Below are 17,624 nucleotides of genomic sequence, written 5' to 3'. Positions count from 1 at the left end.
AATCGCTCCGTTTAAAAAAGCACCAGAGGTGCTAAAGGTTTGTAGCAGATTAGATTATAACAGATTTTAGCGTGCCAGAGGTACGCAACTTCTGCGCTTTCTCGATAGCAGCCTAAAATCCTTTATTCAACAGCTCCTGGTAACAATCAATATACTGGCCAACGTGAATCCCATCAACCAGGGCGTGATTTACATGGATGGATACCGGCATTGTGCGTTTGCCATGATGTTCGGTCATTTTACCGAAGGAAATTTTAGGGCAGCTATCCACAAAGGCAAACATGCGCGCATGCGATAGGGATGTAAAATTAATCCACGGCAGCGAAGAATAACGGATCACGTTATTTAAAGCTTTGCGCTCAAGTAGGTTATTGCTTTGCACCCGCTCAATTTCTGTGTTGGCCTCGCGGGTAAAATCTTCAAATAATGGGTGAAACGACCATTCGCCAAAACCAAATGTGCCATTAGCTCTCGGAACGGTTGAACTGGCATCAATCCGGTCATAAATAAAAACTTCGTCGTTTTCCATGCGGTATTTGAACGGCTCAATAACTTGTGAGGCGGCTAACGACTGATACATGGTATAAAGGAAAAACGAGATCCCGTTGTCCTTAACAAACTTATAGGCGGCGGTTACGTCAATGTCCACATTCACGCCGTAATAGGGTTCCTCAAACTGTTTAAAAAAGTTGTAATGCTCTTTTCTGATCCAGTTTTCAATATCTACTTGTTGTTTCATAACTATTGCTGCTGCAATATTAAGGATATTAATAGTATTAAGTCGTAAGTTCGAAGTACTAAGTCTTAAGCCGGAAATTTGCTTTTTGACTTAAGACTTATGACTACCGACTGTTTTTTAACTTAACTTCGGGAAATACTAATCTGCCTGGAAATGTCATCTGCAATAAATAATAATCAAAATCAAAAAGCTGAAGTTTTTAAAGCGCTGCATGAACGCGATGGTTTGTTCATTATCCCTAACCCATGGGATGCCGGCTCGACCAAAATTTTAACAGGGTTGGGCTTTGAGGCTTTTACCACAACAAGCGCCGGCTTGGCTTACACGCTTGGCCGTCCGGATGGGCATGCTATGATCAGTCGCGAGGAAACCCTTGATAATGCCTTGTCTATTATCAATGCCACGCACCTGCCTGTGGCTGCCGATCTGGAGAATGGTTTTGGCGATACTCCCGAAATCTGTGCCGAAACAATTTTAGCAGCAGCCGGCGTTGGATTGGTTGGCGGTTCGATAGAGGATGCCACGGGTGATGACCAAAATCCCATTTATAATTTTGAGCTTTCTGTTACCCGCGTCAAGGCTGCTGTTGAAGCCGCGCGAAGCCTGCCTTTTCACTTTACATTAACCGCCAGAGCAGAAAACATGATCCACGGAAAAATTGATCTGCAGGACACTATCAAACGTCTTGTTGCTTATGCCGATGCCGGAGCTGATGTGCTATTTGCGCCGGGACTTAAAACAAGAGAACAAATAAGTGAAGTGGTAAAAGCTGTTGCACCTAAGCCTGTAAATATTGTACTTGGTGCTGCCGGGTTCGATATCAGTTTTAATGAACTTGCCGATCTGGGCGTAAAAAGGGTAAGTCTTGGTTCTGCATTGGCAAGGGCTGCTTTGGGCGCATTTCAGCGGGCTGCTATTGAATTAAGCAATGGAGGCTATAGTTTTGTGAATGATGCAGTACCTTATTTGGAATTAAATAAAATTTTTGGAAAATAATTCCATCTCTTTTCTCGCCTAAATCAGGTAGGTTTTTGAACTGTTTTAACTTTTGGTCATGCCATAACCCGGTAATTTTCAGCGTTTAAAACCTGTTAGTATTGATTTGCCAAAATACCATTTGGTATATTGTTATATCTTTGCGCCGATTTTAATAAAACCATCATGTTAAACAGAGTAGTTATAACAGGTCTGGGCGCTTTAACACCGCTTGGAAATAATGTAAAAACTTATTGGCAAAACTTAGTTGCCGGTAAAAGCGGCGCGGCAACCATCACCCGTTTTGATGCATCATTGTTTCGTACGCAATTTGCCTGCGAACTGAAAGATTTCAATATCACAGATCATCTGGATAAAGCCGAATTAAAACGTACCGATACCTTTACCCAATATGCCCTTGTAGCAGCAGATGAAGCTATCAAAGATTCGGGATTTGAGTTGAGTAAAATGGATCCGTTTGATATTGGTATTATCTGGGGTAGCGGACAAGGCGGTATGGAAACTTTTGAAGAGCAGGTGACCGAATACGCCAGGGGAAACGGACAACCAAGGTTTAGCCCGTTCTTTGTGCCTAAATTTATTTCCAATATGGCTTCGGGCATGATCTCTATCCGTAATGGTTTTATGGGGATCAATTACACAACCGTTTCGGCCTGTGCAACGTCTAACACCGCTATTATGGACGCCTTTAACTATATCCGTTTAGGTAAGGCTAAAATCATAGTTACAGGTGGTTCAGAAGCGCCTATTACACCAGCTTCTATCGGCGGTTTTAGTTCTATGAAAGCGATGTCTGCGCGCAATGATGACCCTCAACATGCTTCAAGGCCATTTGATATCGATCGTGATGGTTTTGTTATGGGCGAAGGTGCCGGTGCTTTAGTACTGGAAGACTATGACCACGCGGTTGCCCGCGGCGCACATATTTATGCCGAAGTAACCGGAGCATCCATGACAGCTGATGCTTATCACATGACAGCTACCCATCCTGAAGGACTTGGTGCCGCCCGTGCTATGCAGCAGGCACTAACCGAATCGGGTTTAAGCATCGAAGATGTTGACTACCTGAACATGCATGCTACCTCAACCCCGGTAGGCGATCTTTCGGAGATCAATGCTTTACTGGCAGTTAGCAAAAATAAAGAGATAAAAACCATCATAGGATCAACCAAATCAATGACCGGTCACCTGCTTGGTGCTGCCGGTGCTATTGAGGCTATCGCTGCTATTAAATCGATAGAAAATCAGGTGATCCCTCCAACTATCAATACCACAACTTTAGACCCGGCTATTCCTGATACTTTGAAATTTGTATTGAAGGATGCCATGGACCACAAAGTAAAAGTAGCTATGAGCAACACTTTTGGCTTTGGTGGCCATAATGGGATAGTGGTGTTTAAGGCGATATAACAATATTCTTTTTTGTCATCCTGAACGTAGTGAAGGATCTTCTTCATCTTACAACCACTATTACAGATCGGAGAAGATGTTTCACTGCGTTCAACATGACAAACCTAAGAAGCAGGTTATAGCTACTCTACAGCCTTAACTGCTTTCTTATTCCTCCCCGCTACAACCAATCCCGCAATTACTAAAAGCGTACCGGAAATGGTGAACACGGTTATGGTTTCATTGAAGAAAATGTAACCAAGCGCATAGCCAAAAACAGGGGCAAGGTATAGCCATGCCGCGGCTTTAACGGTATCTATCTTTACCAGGTAAAGCCATAACTGATTGGCTATGAACGAGAGCACGATGACCATCCAGGCCATAGACAACAGGAGGTTCGTGTCTAAATGATGAATGTGATAGTCTTTAAACAGGAAGGCAAAAGGCAATAACATGATGCCGCCGGTAAATACCTGCCAAACGTTAAAAACAATATTAGTCAGCGTTCGCTTTATCGACGAAAAATAAATACTGCTGCAGGCGTAGGATACCATATAGATAATGAGTAATACTAAGCCTAAGGGTTTGATATGGCCTTTGGGTAACTCAGAAGCGGCGGAAAGTATCAACCCACTAAATGCCACCAGCATCCCAATAATCTCAAAGCGGCTAAGCTTACGGCCTAAAAACCACGACGAGAACAGCGCCATGAGCAAGGGAGCCACAGCTAAAAACAGCGTGCTCATGCCTGCCGACGCATACTTTTGTGCCGCGAAAAAAGAACCCAGTGTAAACGTGGTATTTAAAAGCCCGTAAATAATAATGGGCTTCCACTCGCTGCCACGAGGCCAAAAGCGGTGCTTGCTATGTAATAAAAAATAAGGGCCAAATATTAAACCTGTACTAATAAACCTGACACTGGCCAAAATCAAAGCATCGGCCGAACGAATGCCGAACTTGGCTGCTATTGCACCGGTAGACCAAAGCGCGGTGAACACCACACCGGCTAATATTTTTTTATACATACGGCGGCAAATGTAATTAAGCAAAATCTTTTTTGACAAGCTTAATTTACCTTAATCTGTTCCCGCCAATGAGTTAAGAATGCAGCGTTATGGCAGCAGTTTCCAGGTTTTAAGTTCGCCTTTTATTGTCACCATAATTTTGTTGGTTACCATGCGGTTCAAAATCACTTTGGCACCTATCCATAGTAAGCTTTTGGTAAGCCAGCCCAGGTCTGCCACATTAAGCATAATGGTTTGGATACGGTCTTTCATACCGCCGCTAAACCTATCAATATCCTGTTCCTTAATAGTAGGCCAGTTGTTGCCCGAGCTGAATTTAATATCAGGGAATTTGATTTCCTCTTCAAACACGGGGATGATCTGGTAGCTATCGTTTTGGGTTGATTTAAATTTGGCTTTATCCGCGTTGGCGTAGCCATCAACAAAAATAGAGTTGGTAGTTAGTGCTTTGGTGGGCACGGTAAAGTAATCACGTAAAAAGATCTTGCAGTTATGACGGCCTAAAAAGAAGTCATGAACCCTGAATTCTTTATTTAAAAAACCGCTAAAGCCGCTCAGCGCACCACAGGCAATGGCTTGCTCGCCGGTAAGATCAGTTGATTTACCATCCGGTGTATCTACCCTGCGCGATGGGGTGATCAGGTACTGGCCGGCACAATCCGAGTCCATGGCATCTTTAATATTAACAGCCTTTGATCGCATTTGCGATAACATGGAAGATAGCGTTAAGCCTACGATATTTGATATAGCCCTTGATTGCGAAATTGGTGTTGGCGCCTGAGTAGGGAAGGGCTCTATCATCAGCACGGTTGAAACAAACTTATTATAGTTATTATAATCAACATCGGGCTGACCGGTAAGATCATCCAATACACTCCGCACTTTGTCAAATGGTTCGTTGTTGATCATGCCGCCGTCAACATTCAGGGTTTGATAGCCACCAGCTGCTACAGGACTATTAACCAGGTAATTGCTTAGCCATGGGTTATTGTTAACATATTGCGCATCCCGTTTTACTATTCTTGATTGTAAGCCAACGGGAAAAGCGCCTGTAGCCATAGCTGCATCGGCGGCTATATCAGTGTTTACTTTATTCTTCAGGTCCAAAGGCATCCAACCATCATTATGTCCTGTTATAGCGTTCTCTGTAAGTTGAAAACACGCGTAATCATTATGGATGCGCATGTTGTACTTAGTAGGCTGCGGCGATGACGAATTGAACGGGACATTATAAGCATAGCCCTGCAGGTTGGTAAGTGTAGTGAAGATCTTTAAACCTGGTTTAATATAAGCAGGGGTAGGCTGCCACTGTTTGGGATCAGCAGAAACTACGCGGGTAGCAACATCGTTAATAAAATCAGAATTAAGGGCGGATATTACGCCTGAGTTTTTAATATCAGATGTATCCAGCATTTTCGAAAACATATCTGCCTGAACAAGATCAACCCACGAGTGATAGAGTTTATTCTCAGGATGTTCGGCAAGGATATCTCCTGAAGGTTTATCGATATGGGTTATCGGGTTATTAAGCGAGGATGCTGCCATGATACTGGTCATGCCCCCGGCAGATGCGCCGCCCATTACAGGGATCTGCACCCTGTGTGATGGAACGCCGGGTTGGCCGCGACGTTTGTCCCATTCGGTTAATGCCTGGAGCAGGTAATCAATAACGCCTGCGGTATAGGCCCCCGCAGAAACCGCGCCGGCCATACAAAGTCCTACATAAAATACTTGCTGATCTGAAGTTTTTTCTGCTGCCATGAGATAGATTTTAGGTTGGGTGGTGAAATTTAGAAAAAGGATATTGTAAAGAAATGCGTAAAAATACGTGAGTTAATAGCGGGTTTTACCCAATCACATCGCTTTATCGGCTTTTTGCGGTTTTGGGTGCTCCCTGGGTTTAAGTTCCTGATCAATAATATTTTGCTCGAAATTTTTTTCATCTTTCCGGTCGGTTTTTACAATCCATATCATCAGTGCTATTAACAGGGTTATTACAATCCCTACTATAAAATAATTGATCTGCATGTTTATATATTTGGTTAACTAAATTTATACGAGCTGTATTAACTGGCGATTAAATTTTAGTGTGAAATAAAACATGCAAAGCCTGTAGTTTTTGTGTATAAGAACCCCTTATAAAAGTAATACACCATGCAAACCCATGTAGCCGCCGTAACGCTTGCTGTTAAAGATCTTGATGCGATAAAGGAATTTTATATCGAAAAATTCGGGTGGCAAATTATTGCCGAAAATGAAAAGATTGTAATGCTAAAGCTTGATAATTTAGTACTCACCCTGTGCGATGAGCCGCTTTTTAAGGAATACACAAATATACATAATAATAACAGGAGTAAGGCTGTCTACTTTACCATAAACCTCGCTTCAAAAGCTAATGTTGATGAACAGATAGCGAAATTAAGAGGGGTCGGCGTACAAATATTAAAGCAGCCATCCGAAACATTTTGGGGCGGATACGCAGGCTTTGTTGCCGATCCTGAAGGAAATTGCTGGGAAATTTGTTTTAATCCTTACGCCGGAAACTGAAAAGTAAAGCAAGTTTCTTCCGGGGTTGATGTTACAGCTATTGTGCCTCCGTGGGCTTTGGCTATCTCCGATGAAATATACAAACCAAGCCCTAAACCCTGCTGACCTTGTTTAACTTCACCACGCGAAAATGGTTGAAATAACCGCTCCATTGCCGCAAAAGGAATCTGATCGCCGGGGTTAGTTACTGAAAGTATAAATTTATTATCGATTTTACCTGCTGCCACCTTTACCGGTGCATCTTTTTGCCCATGTGTAAGCGCGTTTGATAACAGGTTAGAGAATAATTGTGCCACCCTTGTTCCATCGCAAAATACGGTTTCGGTAATATTAAAGTCGGTAATGATCTCCCGTTCAGGAGCAGCGAGAAGAAGTTCAGAAATTATGTGTCTAAGCGTTTTTTCAAGGTGTTCGTTAGGGCTTAATGCTAACGTAATGCCATCTCCAAGCCGGCCACGGGCAAAATCGAGCAGGTTGTCAATGAGGCCTTTCATTCGCAAGGACGAATCCTGAAGGATTGTAGCAAGGCGTTTAAGCCTGTCATCAAGCGGCATTCGCATCATTAGCTGACCAACGTTTGATACAGCGGTAACGGGATTGCGCAGATCATGCCCCAAAATGGCGATAAACTGTTCCCGAAGTTCAGCTGTTTTGCGTTCTTCTAAAAGTTTTTCTTCGGTAAGAGCTAACTTTTCAGTTGCTTGTAAATGAAACGAAATAAGATCGGCATAAAGCTTGAACATATTGGTCACCTCCGGAGTATCGAGCCTTGCCGGGTTAGGGTCGATAGCGCAAAGGGTACCGAAAAAAGTACCATCCTTACGGATGATAGGCATAGAAATATAACTTTGAAAGCCATACATCAAAGGGGTGTGGTGCGCGCGGAAGCGCTCGTCCTTCTCAACATGGTCAATGATAACGGCTTCCTGCGTTTGCCTTATTTCATGACAAATGGTAGTTTCTAATGTTAATTCCCCACCAGGAACCAGCCCAAACTGGATGTTATCAAGCACCGCGCAAGCTATCCATTTTTTTTCGGTAACACGTGCTACGGCAGCAAAACCCATTCCTGTAGTACGGCAAATAACCTCCAGTATTGAATTGATTACCGGAATCTGGTTTATGGCTTCCAGATCAGCCTGGAGATTAGGATCTAAATTGCCTGTCATTTTAAAGGATCAAATAGGGGATTGTGTTTAAAAATACGAATATTACAAACACCAAAAGTATGCATTTGTTGGAATAAGAATAATTTAACTGTCTTGGTTAAAATATTGTTCTTTAGTTAAATAAAAGCGGGCTTTATAACTGCACGTGAATATGATCATCATGCCTTACTGCACGGCAGCCATGAAACCGGATCTTTGGTGTGGTGATCTTCAACCGTGTTTTTAAATGAGGCTCAATAAATATTTTATTAATAGCATTTTGCGCCGCAAATAAATTTACGAGATCTTTTGTTCTTACACTATCAAACGTAAAATTGACTTTATTACCCTGGGGGACTATTTGGGTCAGAAAACTATATTGCCAATACCCTTTTATCAGGCAAGTCTGAGTTGTATTAATTTCTCCTGTACGCGGCTTCTCGCTAATTCCGTAACCAATTGGAGAGGGCGCTTTATCGGTTCTCAATCCAGTTTTGTTATCAATATAAAAAAATGCAAGATCCAGTTTTTTGCCATCATTATGGCTCAGATGGGGCATAAGAGGAAATCCGTTAATAAACGGAAAACTTGCATCAAGATAATTTAAGGTACTACCTGGATACCTTTTGTTTATTTCGGAAGCCACGGTATATGTGGCTTGCTTAAGTTGAGGGCGAACATAATTACGGTTAAACAAGCAGGTTAGCTGGTTTAACGGCCGTAAATGATTTGTTTCCGCTATTGGAAGAGGTACCCTGCCCCACAAGCGGGCAAGTGGCGGCACAACCACAAAAGTTGAAAAGCAATAAAGAAAGACGAATATTGCAAATATTGTAAGTTGGCGGTAGTACTTATTTTTTATTGTTTTATTGACCCATTTGTGAAAGCTAATTGAAATAATATAAACCAGTCCACCAATTTGTGTTAAAACGGTAAGCAGGCAAAACAACAGGACAATAAGTATGGGTTTTACTAATTTCAATTGATTTTTAAATTCAATTTCAATTCAGTGGTATTGTAAACCAAAAGGTGCTGCCCTTACCAATTTCGCTTTCAACACCCATTTGACCGCCATGCCGGTCAATAATTTCAGCACTGATGTATAGGCCAAGCCCGAGGCCGGAGTATTGGATGCCTGAAGTATCAACCCTGTAGTAACGTTCAAATAAATGCGGGATCTTTTCTGCCGGGATGCCTTTACCAAAATCCTGTACCGATATTTTAACCATATCATCCTGCTTGCTTATGTTTATGATTATGCGGTTACTTTCAGGCGCGTACTTAACGGCGTTGTTTACAAAGTTAACAACAACCTGATCAATACGTTGCCTGTCGGCATATAGCTCAAGCTCGGTGTCACCCGTAAGCTCCAGTTCATGCGTGCCGGCAAGTCTTACATGATCGCAACATTCGCTAATCATCTGAGATGCTAAAAAGTTGGTTTTGTACAACGTAAGCTGTCCTGCCGTTATTTTTGAAACATTAAGCAAGCTGTCAACCAGTTGTTGCATTTTATTGAGACTGCTGTTGCCGCGGTTAATAAACTGAGGAATTTTATCAGATGAGGGATCAACCTTTATCAGCCTGTCCAGCAATTGCATTGATGCCTTAATGGATGTCATGGGTGTTTTAAGTTCATGACTGGCTACACTAATAAAATCGTCTTTTTGTTGTTGCAGGTGTTTAAACTCAGTGATGTCAAGAAGGGTTCCTAATATCCTGAGAGGCTTGTTTATAGAGCCGTAATAAACTTTACCCTGCGCCCTGATCCAGTGGGTTGAACCATCCGGCCAGATGATCCTTGCCTCATAAAAAAGTTTGCCGCTAACAAGCGCCGCTTTATGAGCATTATCCCGAAGCTCGATATCATCGGGGTGTAGCGCCTTAACAAATAAATCATGAGGAACGTTGCGCTCAAATCCGAAGATCTTATTAAATTTTTCGGATGTTAGCAATTCGTCGGTTATCAGGTCAAGATCAAATGTGCCTATTTCAGCTGCTTCTACAGCCAACCTGGCCCGTTCTTCTGCCTCCTCAATTTTGCGTCGGGCAAGAAACTTTTCGGTTACATCAATAGCTATGACCATAATTGCGCTGATCTCGCCGTCAAAACCTCTAATGGGTTCATAAACAAAATCAACAAATACCATTTCGGGGATGCCATTGCGCACCAGTAACAGTTTATGCTCCTTTGCGGTAATTGGCTGACCAGTTTCAATAACGTTGTCCATTACTGGCGCATACAAATCCGCTGCCTCGGGTATGGCATCCCAGATACCGCGGTTTTCCATTTCTATGCGTTTACGCCCAACAAGCTCAAGGTATGAATCATTAACCATCTCAATTACCAGGTTGTCGCTATTAATAATACAGATACCTATCGGGGCCTGTTTTACCATGTTGTAGAGGGTCTGTCTGCTCTCTTCCATGGCCTGGCGGGCATGCTCAATTTCGGTAACATCGGTCGAGAAACAAATAACACCCACAATTTTATCGCGCGAGTTACGTACCGCCTGAAATGTAAATTTAAAATAGTTGACTTGCCGTTTGCCGTTAATTATAAATTCGGCAGGTTCATTGTTGCCATAGTAGGTTTCGCCGGTCTTGTAAACTTCGCTGATCAAGGTACTAAACGGCTGACCTTTAAGATCAGGAAGGGCCTCGTCAAACGGTTTTCCAATTACTGATTTGTCCTTGCCCCATGCCTTCAGCGTGGCATCGTTAGCTATGGCTATGAGCTTATCCTCGCCCATACACATATACACCGGAAAAGGTGAGGCTTCAACAATACTTCGGAAAAAATTTTCAGTAGGTTCCAAGTTGCAGTGGTAGTTTTAGTCGGTAAACGATGCTCTCAAAAATAAAAATATTTTCGTACAGATTTAAATATCTATGCTATGTTCCGGCTTAGTTTATTGATAATTAAAAGAATTATCAGAAGCGGTTTTGAAACATGGACTTGTTCTTCAGAAATATGCGAAAAACGGCTTTGATAGGCGAAAAACACCGGTTTTAAGCTTCGCCCGCTATGAGCTGAAGAGGGCGCGTGGCTTAGGTGTTATAGGCATATTTTTTTGATTAAAGCCTGCCCACATTTGATCAAAAAAATATCACAAATGAAAAATAAGTTCTTATTGGCATGTATAGTAAGTTTATTATCCGCCAGCATCAGTTACGGCCGTCCGGCCACCGAAACAGGATACACCAGTGTGATCCGCGATTTCATCGATAGCCACATGACAACCAACTTCAAAAAGTTAAAATCAATAATGAGCGATAATTCCGTATTAAAAATACCCCGTGGCGAAAAAGTACTTATACAAGAAAAAGATGATCTGGTAAGTATGATGAAAAAAGACGCTGGCACGCAGCAAAACTGCCAGTCGAACTATGAGGTGCTTGCCAAAAGCGATGCCATGGTAATTGCCAGGGTTGATTTTAACTACGAAAATTGCTCACAACATGATTATCTCATCATCGAAAAAAATGAAAAGCAGGATTGGAAAATTACCCAGGTTTGCAAAATGTTTGAAGACATCAAAACACCTTTATCTAACGACAACTCAGTAGTAGCAAAAAACTAAATTTTACTTCCACAGCCAACAATAATTAATCACCCTATTGGGGTGATTTTTTTTATTTTAATTAGCTTTATTTTAACTTTTTAATTGTACCCCCATACAGGTAATTTAAATTACGTTTTTAATTGAAAAAGCTATTCCGTTTCCCCTTTTTTCTGCTTTTGTGTTCCCTGGTATGTATGGTGATGTTTACGGGCCGGGCCTACGCACAGAAATACATTTTTGCGCATTATGATATTGAGGATGGCTTAATCCAGTCGCAGATCAACAAAATGTCGATGGATATCGACCACCGCCTGTGGATTGGTACTTTTGGCGGGGCCTGCCGCTTTGATGGTAAGGATTTTACCGCCTATACCCGTTTAACAGGCCTGCCGGATAACTATGTTGCAACGGTTTTTTCTGATAAGGGAGGCTGTACCTGGTTTGGTACAATGAACGGGCTTGCAAGGCTTTATAAAGGAAAAATTATCCGTTACAAACCCGATATAGCACTAAAACGCTATTTCGTTGGGAATATAACCCAGGATGGCGAAGGTACCATCTGGGTTACATGCGCAGGTACGCTGTTCAGGGTTAAAAATGATAAGATGCAGCACGTGGCTATTAACAACGATGCCGAACTTTTCATTACCAGCTTAGCCGTTAACAATGCGGGTGTTTTATATGCCGCTGTTTACAAAAAAGGTATTTATCGCCTTAATGGGCAAAAATGGGAGCATGTAATTGATGTTCCTGCGGTTTATGACGAACAAGTTATTAAAAGGATATTTTTTGACCGTTTTGACAAAAGCAAAATTTACCTTTTAACGCGGACAGGTCTGCTATGCGCCAGGGATGGTGTGGCTAAACCGCTGGATATAAAAAACGTCACCGAAAAAATCAAGGGGCAGCTTTTATGTATTGAACAGGATGCCGATGCCAACATCTGGCTGGGTACTGATAACGGCGCTTACTGTATCATGGATGGTGATGTGATCCATTACAACTCATCAAACGGCCTTACAGATAACTCAGTTCCTGATATTTATTTTGATGCCGATAAAAACCTGTGGCTGGGTAGTCTGGGCAATGGCCTTTACCGTTGCGAAGGCGACCGGTACACCATTTTTGACCGTACACAAGGTATTCCCGAATCAAAAATTGTTATGACGGTAACCCAGGACTGGAACAAAAATGTTTTAATGGGTATTGACGGAGCCGGTATTTTGCGGTATGATGGAAAAAAGCTGAGCGAAGTATCCGTGCCTGGTGGTTCGCCATATTTAAAAGGCGTGCAGAGTTTGTATACGGATAAAACCGGTACCGTTTGGATTGGCACCGGGGCAACAGGTTTGTGGCAATATGATAAAAGCGGTTTTAAGCAGGTAAAAAACAGCTCGGGTTTTGCCTATAACTTTATTACTGCTGATGAAAGTGGCACACTATGGCTTGCAACTTCTATGGGCTGTTTCTATTATCAAAACGGTGAAATGAAGCAACTGGAGGGAATTCCGTCATATTCGGCTTCTATGCTTGGCCTTGGGGGCGATTCTGTTTTGATAGGTACCCAAAATGGCGTTATGCTTGCCGTTAATAAAAAGATAGTTCCCGGCTTTAAACTTAAATCGTTTCCCAATACGGCAGTTTATAGTATGATCCGGTATCGCGATCTGTTGTTGGTAGGTACAGATGACAGCGGTCTGTATACCTGGGATATGACGACCGGAGCCGTTAACATTTACAACGTTGGCGACGGACTAAAAGCCAATAGTATTTACAGTTTGGCAGCCGACGAACGTGGCAGGCTCTGGATGGGAACCGGACGTGGAATTAACCGCATGCAATACGACCCCGAGAAGAAAACTTTTTGGGTAATTGATAACATAGGCTCGAAAGAGCCCGTGGTTGAGGCTAATCAAAACGCCATTATGCACCGTGGGCATGAAATTTGGATAAGCACAACCAAAGCGGTTATGGTGTATAATACCATGACTAAAATGGTACCATCGCCGCCGCCGCATGTGTTTATCAAATCGGTACAGCTTATGAAGGAGGATGGCGAAAAACGTTCCTCAATTGATCTGGATGACTGGGCCGAACTTCAGCATAACCAAAATCACTTATCGATATCGTTTCTTGGCGTATACCTCAAAAATCCCGACGCGGTATCTTACCAATATAAACTGGTTGGGCTGGATAGCGCTTTCAGCTCGCCAATGCGTAATAATGTGGTTAATTACCCGTCGCTGCCACCGGGGAAATATACTTTTAGAGTAAAGGCAATAAGTCCGGACGGACAGGTTTCGCCCAAGATGGCCAGTTTCAGTTTTGTGATCATTCCTCCGTTTTATCAAACATTTTACTTCAGGTTGCTGGCTATTGTACTGTTGGTGCTGCTCGGTTTCGGGGTGCAAAATTTGGTACATCAGCGTAAAATAAAACGCGAAAAGGCAATTGAGGCAATGAAGCGGGAAGAGAAGCTCAAAATCCGCCAGCAAACGGCCGAAGATTTTCATGACGATTTGGGTAACAAATTGACCCGTATCACCGTCTTATCAGAGATACTGAATGCCAAGATTGATAAAGGGCAGGCAGATCAGCGTGGAATTGTTGATCAGATCAAACAGAACGCGGCATCACTATACAACGGTACCAAGGATATCCTGTGGGCGCTTGACCCTAAAAGCGATAATCTTTACGAAACTCTCAACCATATCCGCGAGATAGGGATAGAGGTTTTTCATGATGTACCTGTTGATTTTGAATTTGCCGCTGTTGATGAGGATATCCAGCTGATAAAATTGCCCATGGAGTATAGCCGTAACATCACTATGATATTTAAGGAGCTGTTAAATAATATCCTTAAACATGCGGATGCCGGGCTTGTGACTTTTGAGCTTGATCAGAGCGATAAAAACGCGATAGCACTGCGTGTTACCGATGATGGTAAAGGCTTTGACAGCGGTGCGGCCCATCGCGGTAGGGGGATTAATAATATTAATGCCCGTGCAAAACGGATTAACGCGTCGCTGCTCATTAATTCGGAAGCGGGGAAGGGCACATCAGTAACATTAAAGTTTAGTAAAAACCAGTTAAATAATTAGGCATGGCGCGTAACATTAAGGTAAGTATAATTGAGGATGATGAAACACTGCGCGATGGTTATGCCTTTTTAATTGGTGCTACCGAAGGTTATGATGTGATTAGTACCTATTGCTCGTATGATGAGGCATCAAAAAAAATTGCGACTGATAAGCCGGATGTAATATTGCTGGATATAGAACTTCCAGGCGTTAACGGCATAGATGCTATCCCCAAATTAAAAAAACTGCTGCCCAATTGCTATATCCTGATCCTTACGGTTTATGAATCAGAAAAGCAGATCTTTAATGCGCTGGCTGCAGGTGCTTCCGGCTATCTTACTAAAAATACGCCATCGGCCAAAATCATCGAATCGATAAAGGAGGTGCGGGAGGGCGGTGGCCCCATGAGTATCAATATCGCGCGATTGGTGATCCGCTCGTTCCAGAAAAACCAGGAATCGCCATTGTCTAAACGTGAAACTCAAATTCTGGAACTGATAGGAGAGGGCAAAAGTCGCGGCCAGATTGCCAATGAACTATTCATCGACCTTGAAACCGTTCGTAGCCACATCAAAAACATCTACCTCAAGCTGGATGTAAACTCCCGTGCAGACGCCATTAAACTGGCAAGGCAGAATAAATTGATATAGTTATGCTTGAGTAGAGCTTGCCTTGCTGACGTTATAATCAATGCGTTGGCTCGTGCGATTCCCTCCCTTGGGAGGGTGTAGGGAGGGGTTTCATTGACAAGGTTATTCGTCTAAATCTTGCATAAACCCCTCCCTGCAACTACGCATCCCACCGCACCCCTCCCGAGGGAGGGAATTGAGAATTTTCCTAATTACTTCTACCGTAGGGCTAATAATCCCGTTCAACTAAGTAAAACTACGGATAATAAAATCTGAGTATTTATACTCTTTAAACCGGGGCATGTTTCGTTGCAAATTTGTATTGTCAGTTCGGAACTACCGGTTTAAGCAGCTTAACTTTCAGGACAGACAGGAAAACTCAGACATCCTTCAAAAGCCGAGAAAACCTAAAAAAATACACTATCATGTCAACATTTATCCCAGGCGGCAGCTATGCCAAAACCTCAAAAAACATCAAAAGCACTTTGTTTTGCCAATCAAGAAAAAGAAACCAATCTACCATCCCTGCCGAGTTAGATTTGACCGCGCTTTCACAAGCTAACGTTGAAAACTTAGATGGTTATTTGGTAAACCAACCAGGTAGCGCATCAGCAAGCGGTTATGTACCAGGCGGCAGCTATACCATTACTTCAACCGGCGAAGTGGTGATCTTATCGGCACTATGCCAAAAAAGAGACCAAAGCTGGCAATATTCTACTTTAGACATCACTCATTTATCAACAGGTAAAACCCTGTCAAATATTGATGGTGTTTTAACAGTAGACTAAAACCTGCTCCACAAATATTCGCTGTCGCTGACCGCGAATGTATAATGCCTGTAGTTAAATGCTATAGGCATTATCTTTTTTGCTCAAAGTGATATGTTTTTTGCTGTTCGACGTAAGAGACTTCAGACAGTGTGGCGTCCGTGGGGACACGGATGCGGGGGTGAGCCCACTATCTTATTCCCCGATCCGTGTCCTCACGGATCGCTTTAAGGCCAATACTCCAAATTCCACTAATTCATAAATCCCCCAAATAGGGGGATACTATCCCCCTGCCGGTAAAGTACCTTTGATATGTTAAGTAGTTTTAACTGACCGGCTACTGTAAACCCGCTTCAAAAAATCATCTTGTATGCTGCCCCTTGGCCAACAGGTTGATTTCCATTATTAAATCTGGTTTCTGTTAAAACTACTGTAAATGAAATTGAAATATATACCTGTGTACACAGCCGATTTTGAGGAACAAATAAACTTTTATACTCAAAAATTAGGTTTCAGAATAACAGGTACAATGACATTTTACGAGGGAAGAGAGAGCACGGTGATCCGATCGGATAAATTAAATGTGGCGTTGCTTGTAACTAATAACGATAGCAACAGTGATAAGAGTAACATCATCATTAACACAGCCGACTGTTTAAACGATTATCACGCGCTACGCACGGCAGGAGTGTTTTTCTGCAAATCGCCAGCTTATTTGCCGGCAGGTTTGGCAGCCGAGTTTTTAGATCCGGCGGGCAACAAGTTTATGTTACTGGAAGAAAGAAATTATAACGAACAATAAAATCATATCACAATGGACTATTCAAAAGTATTACGCAACAACAATAAGATTGTAAGCCGCACCGGCGGTCAGAGACAGGGGCCGCAGTATACTTCAGATTTAAGCCTTCGCTTTGTTTTAAGCGGTAGTGAACGTTATGATATTGGCCGCAGGCATTTATCCATATACCCCGATTCATTTTTGATCCTGAACAGGGGCACTCAATATTCAACCGATACCGATCTGGATCAGCAGGTACAATCCTTCGCCATCAATTTTGATCAGCAGTTTTTGCAGGATTTTAAAGATTGCTGGACTTTTGATCATGACAGCTTATTAGATAAAGGCAACGGAAACGGAAAAGCACAACCCGAGTTTAATGAAACTATTTACCCATTTGCCGGTGACATTAAATACAATGTGTTCCACCTGAAACAACACCTTGACGATGGCATGCAGGATGAAATGCTGATTAACGAATACCTGCACCATACGCTCATCAACTATTTTCATATTTATAATGATGAGATCTGCAAAAAAGCCGAAAAGCTTGATTTCTTAAACCAGGGCACCAGGGTGGAGATCCTGCGCCGCCTTAACCTGGCCAAAGAATTCTTGTACAGCAATTATAATCAGAATATTAGCCTTGAGGATTTGGCCGAACATGCCTGCCTTTCGGTTAACCATTTGCTGCGCACATTTAAGCAGGCATTTGGCTTAACACCTCATCAGTTTTTAATACAGCTGCGTTTAAAACGGTCATTAATGCTACTGAAGGATACGCGTTATCCTGTAAATGAGGTAGTTGGTATGGTAGGTTTTGAATGCCCAAGTTCGTTTATCAGGTTGTTTCGTACGCATTATAAGATTACGCCTTTAAAGTACAGACAATCAGCATAATAAGAGTTTTCTTTTAGTGTTAAGATGGTGCTTTTCACACATGTAGCCCGCCTTTAA

At 42.5% G+C, this 17,624-nt stretch carries 16 protein-coding genes; 9 read left to right on the top strand and 7 right to left on the bottom strand.

Going from position 1 to position 17,624, the window contains the following annotated elements; translation table 11 throughout:
- Positions 1-112: 112 nt before the first annotated feature.
- Positions 113-739, bottom strand: a complete 627-nt coding sequence (locus DEO27_RS14875; protein WP_112573794.1) for a chloramphenicol acetyltransferase — start codon at positions 737-739, stop codon at positions 113-115.
- 153 nt (positions 740-892) lie between these two features.
- On the opposite strand from DEO27_RS14875, the gene DEO27_RS14870 reads away from it, so the two are divergent.
- Together DEO27_RS14870 and fabF are read left to right on the top strand one after the other, a co-directional pair.
- Positions 893-1,735 (top strand): oxaloacetate decarboxylase, encoded by an 843-nt coding sequence (locus tag DEO27_RS14870; RefSeq protein ID WP_112573793.1) that lies wholly within the window; start codon positions 893-895, stop codon positions 1,733-1,735.
- A gap of 165 nt (positions 1,736-1,900) precedes the next feature.
- A complete protein-coding gene (fabF, locus tag DEO27_RS14865) occupies positions 1,901-3,145 on the top strand; it encodes a beta-ketoacyl-ACP synthase II (protein ID WP_112574000.1) in 1,245 nt (414 codons plus the stop codon).
- 122 nt (positions 3,146-3,267) lie between these two features.
- On the opposite strand, the gene DEO27_RS14860 is transcribed toward fabF, so the two are convergent.
- The 3 genes from DEO27_RS14860 to DEO27_RS31460 all read right to left on the bottom strand — a co-directional run bounded on the left by DEO27_RS14860 (position 3,268) and on the right by DEO27_RS31460 (position 6,177).
- Positions 3,268-4,149 carry a DMT family transporter gene (locus tag DEO27_RS14860; protein ID WP_112573792.1) on the bottom strand — a complete coding sequence of 294 codons (882 nt, stop codon included), beginning with the start codon at positions 4,147-4,149 and terminating at the stop codon, positions 3,268-3,270.
- 87 nt (positions 4,150-4,236) lie between these two features.
- Entirely contained in the window at positions 4,237-5,910 is a 1,674-nt protein-coding gene (locus DEO27_RS14855; protein WP_112573791.1) for a patatin-like phospholipase family protein, read from the bottom strand.
- 93 nt (positions 5,911-6,003) lie between these two features.
- Complete coding sequence (locus DEO27_RS31460) at positions 6,004-6,177, bottom strand: hypothetical protein (protein WP_162996827.1); 174 nt, start codon at positions 6,175-6,177, stop codon at positions 6,004-6,006.
- A gap of 126 nt (positions 6,178-6,303) precedes the next feature.
- On the opposite strand from DEO27_RS31460, the gene DEO27_RS14850 reads away from it, so the two are divergent.
- Positions 6,304-6,696, top strand: a complete 393-nt coding sequence (locus DEO27_RS14850) for a VOC family protein (RefSeq protein ID WP_112573790.1) — start codon at positions 6,304-6,306, stop codon at positions 6,694-6,696.
- On the opposite strand, the gene DEO27_RS14845 is transcribed toward DEO27_RS14850, so the two are convergent.
- The 3 genes from DEO27_RS14845 to DEO27_RS14835 all read right to left on the bottom strand — a co-directional run bounded on the left by DEO27_RS14845 (position 6,681) and on the right by DEO27_RS14835 (position 10,663).
- On the bottom strand, positions 6,681-7,865 hold the full coding sequence (locus tag DEO27_RS14845; RefSeq protein WP_112573789.1) for a GAF domain-containing sensor histidine kinase: 1,185 nt from the start codon (positions 7,863-7,865) through the stop codon (positions 6,681-6,683). The two genes, DEO27_RS14850 and DEO27_RS14845, sit on opposite strands and share 16 nt — an antisense overlap.
- 133 nt (positions 7,866-7,998) lie before the next feature.
- A complete protein-coding gene (locus DEO27_RS14840; RefSeq protein WP_112573788.1) occupies positions 7,999-8,826 on the bottom strand; it encodes a hypothetical protein in 828 nt (275 codons plus the stop codon).
- Positions 8,827-8,845: 19 nt separating this feature from the next.
- On the bottom strand, positions 8,846-10,663 hold the full coding sequence (locus DEO27_RS14835; RefSeq protein ID WP_112573787.1) for an ATP-binding protein: 1,818 nt from the start codon (positions 10,661-10,663) through the stop codon (positions 8,846-8,848).
- A 297-nt stretch (positions 10,664-10,960) separates the two neighbouring features.
- Here DEO27_RS14835 and DEO27_RS14830 point away from each other — a divergent pair, with 297 nt between their 5' ends.
- The 6 genes from DEO27_RS14830 to DEO27_RS14805 all read left to right on the top strand — a co-directional run bounded on the left by DEO27_RS14830 (position 10,961) and on the right by DEO27_RS14805 (position 17,567).
- Positions 10,961-11,428, top strand: coding sequence for a nuclear transport factor 2 family protein (locus DEO27_RS14830; RefSeq protein WP_112573786.1), 468 nt, complete (start codon positions 10,961-10,963; stop codon positions 11,426-11,428).
- Positions 11,429-11,550: 122 nt separating this feature from the next.
- The gene (locus DEO27_RS14825; RefSeq protein ID WP_146750073.1) at positions 11,551-14,511 is read left to right on the top strand and encodes a two-component regulator propeller domain-containing protein; all 2,961 of its coding nucleotides are present in this window, start codon (positions 11,551-11,553) and stop codon (positions 14,509-14,511) included.
- A 2-nt stretch (positions 14,512-14,513) separates the two neighbouring features.
- Entirely contained in the window at positions 14,514-15,140 is a 627-nt protein-coding gene (locus DEO27_RS14820) for a response regulator transcription factor (RefSeq protein WP_112573784.1), read from the top strand.
- Positions 15,141-15,544: 404 nt separating this feature from the next.
- On the top strand, positions 15,545-15,907 hold the full coding sequence (locus tag DEO27_RS14815) for a cyanovirin (protein WP_114937065.1): 363 nt from the start codon (positions 15,545-15,547) through the stop codon (positions 15,905-15,907).
- A gap of 415 nt (positions 15,908-16,322) precedes the next feature.
- Complete coding sequence (locus tag DEO27_RS14810; protein ID WP_112573782.1) at positions 16,323-16,688, top strand: VOC family protein; 366 nt, start codon at positions 16,323-16,325, stop codon at positions 16,686-16,688.
- A 12-nt stretch (positions 16,689-16,700) separates the two neighbouring features.
- Positions 16,701-17,567, top strand: a complete 867-nt coding sequence (locus DEO27_RS14805) for a helix-turn-helix transcriptional regulator (protein ID WP_112573781.1) — start codon at positions 16,701-16,703, stop codon at positions 17,565-17,567.
- Positions 17,568-17,624: the final 57 nt, after the last annotated feature.

This window comes from Mucilaginibacter rubeus, assembly GCF_003286415.2.
In the GTDB taxonomy this organism is placed as follows: Bacteria; Bacteroidota; Bacteroidia; order Sphingobacteriales; family Sphingobacteriaceae; genus Mucilaginibacter; species Mucilaginibacter rubeus_A.
Note: the sequence above shows the minus strand (reverse complement) of the source record. Positions and strands in the feature narration are given on the sequence as shown.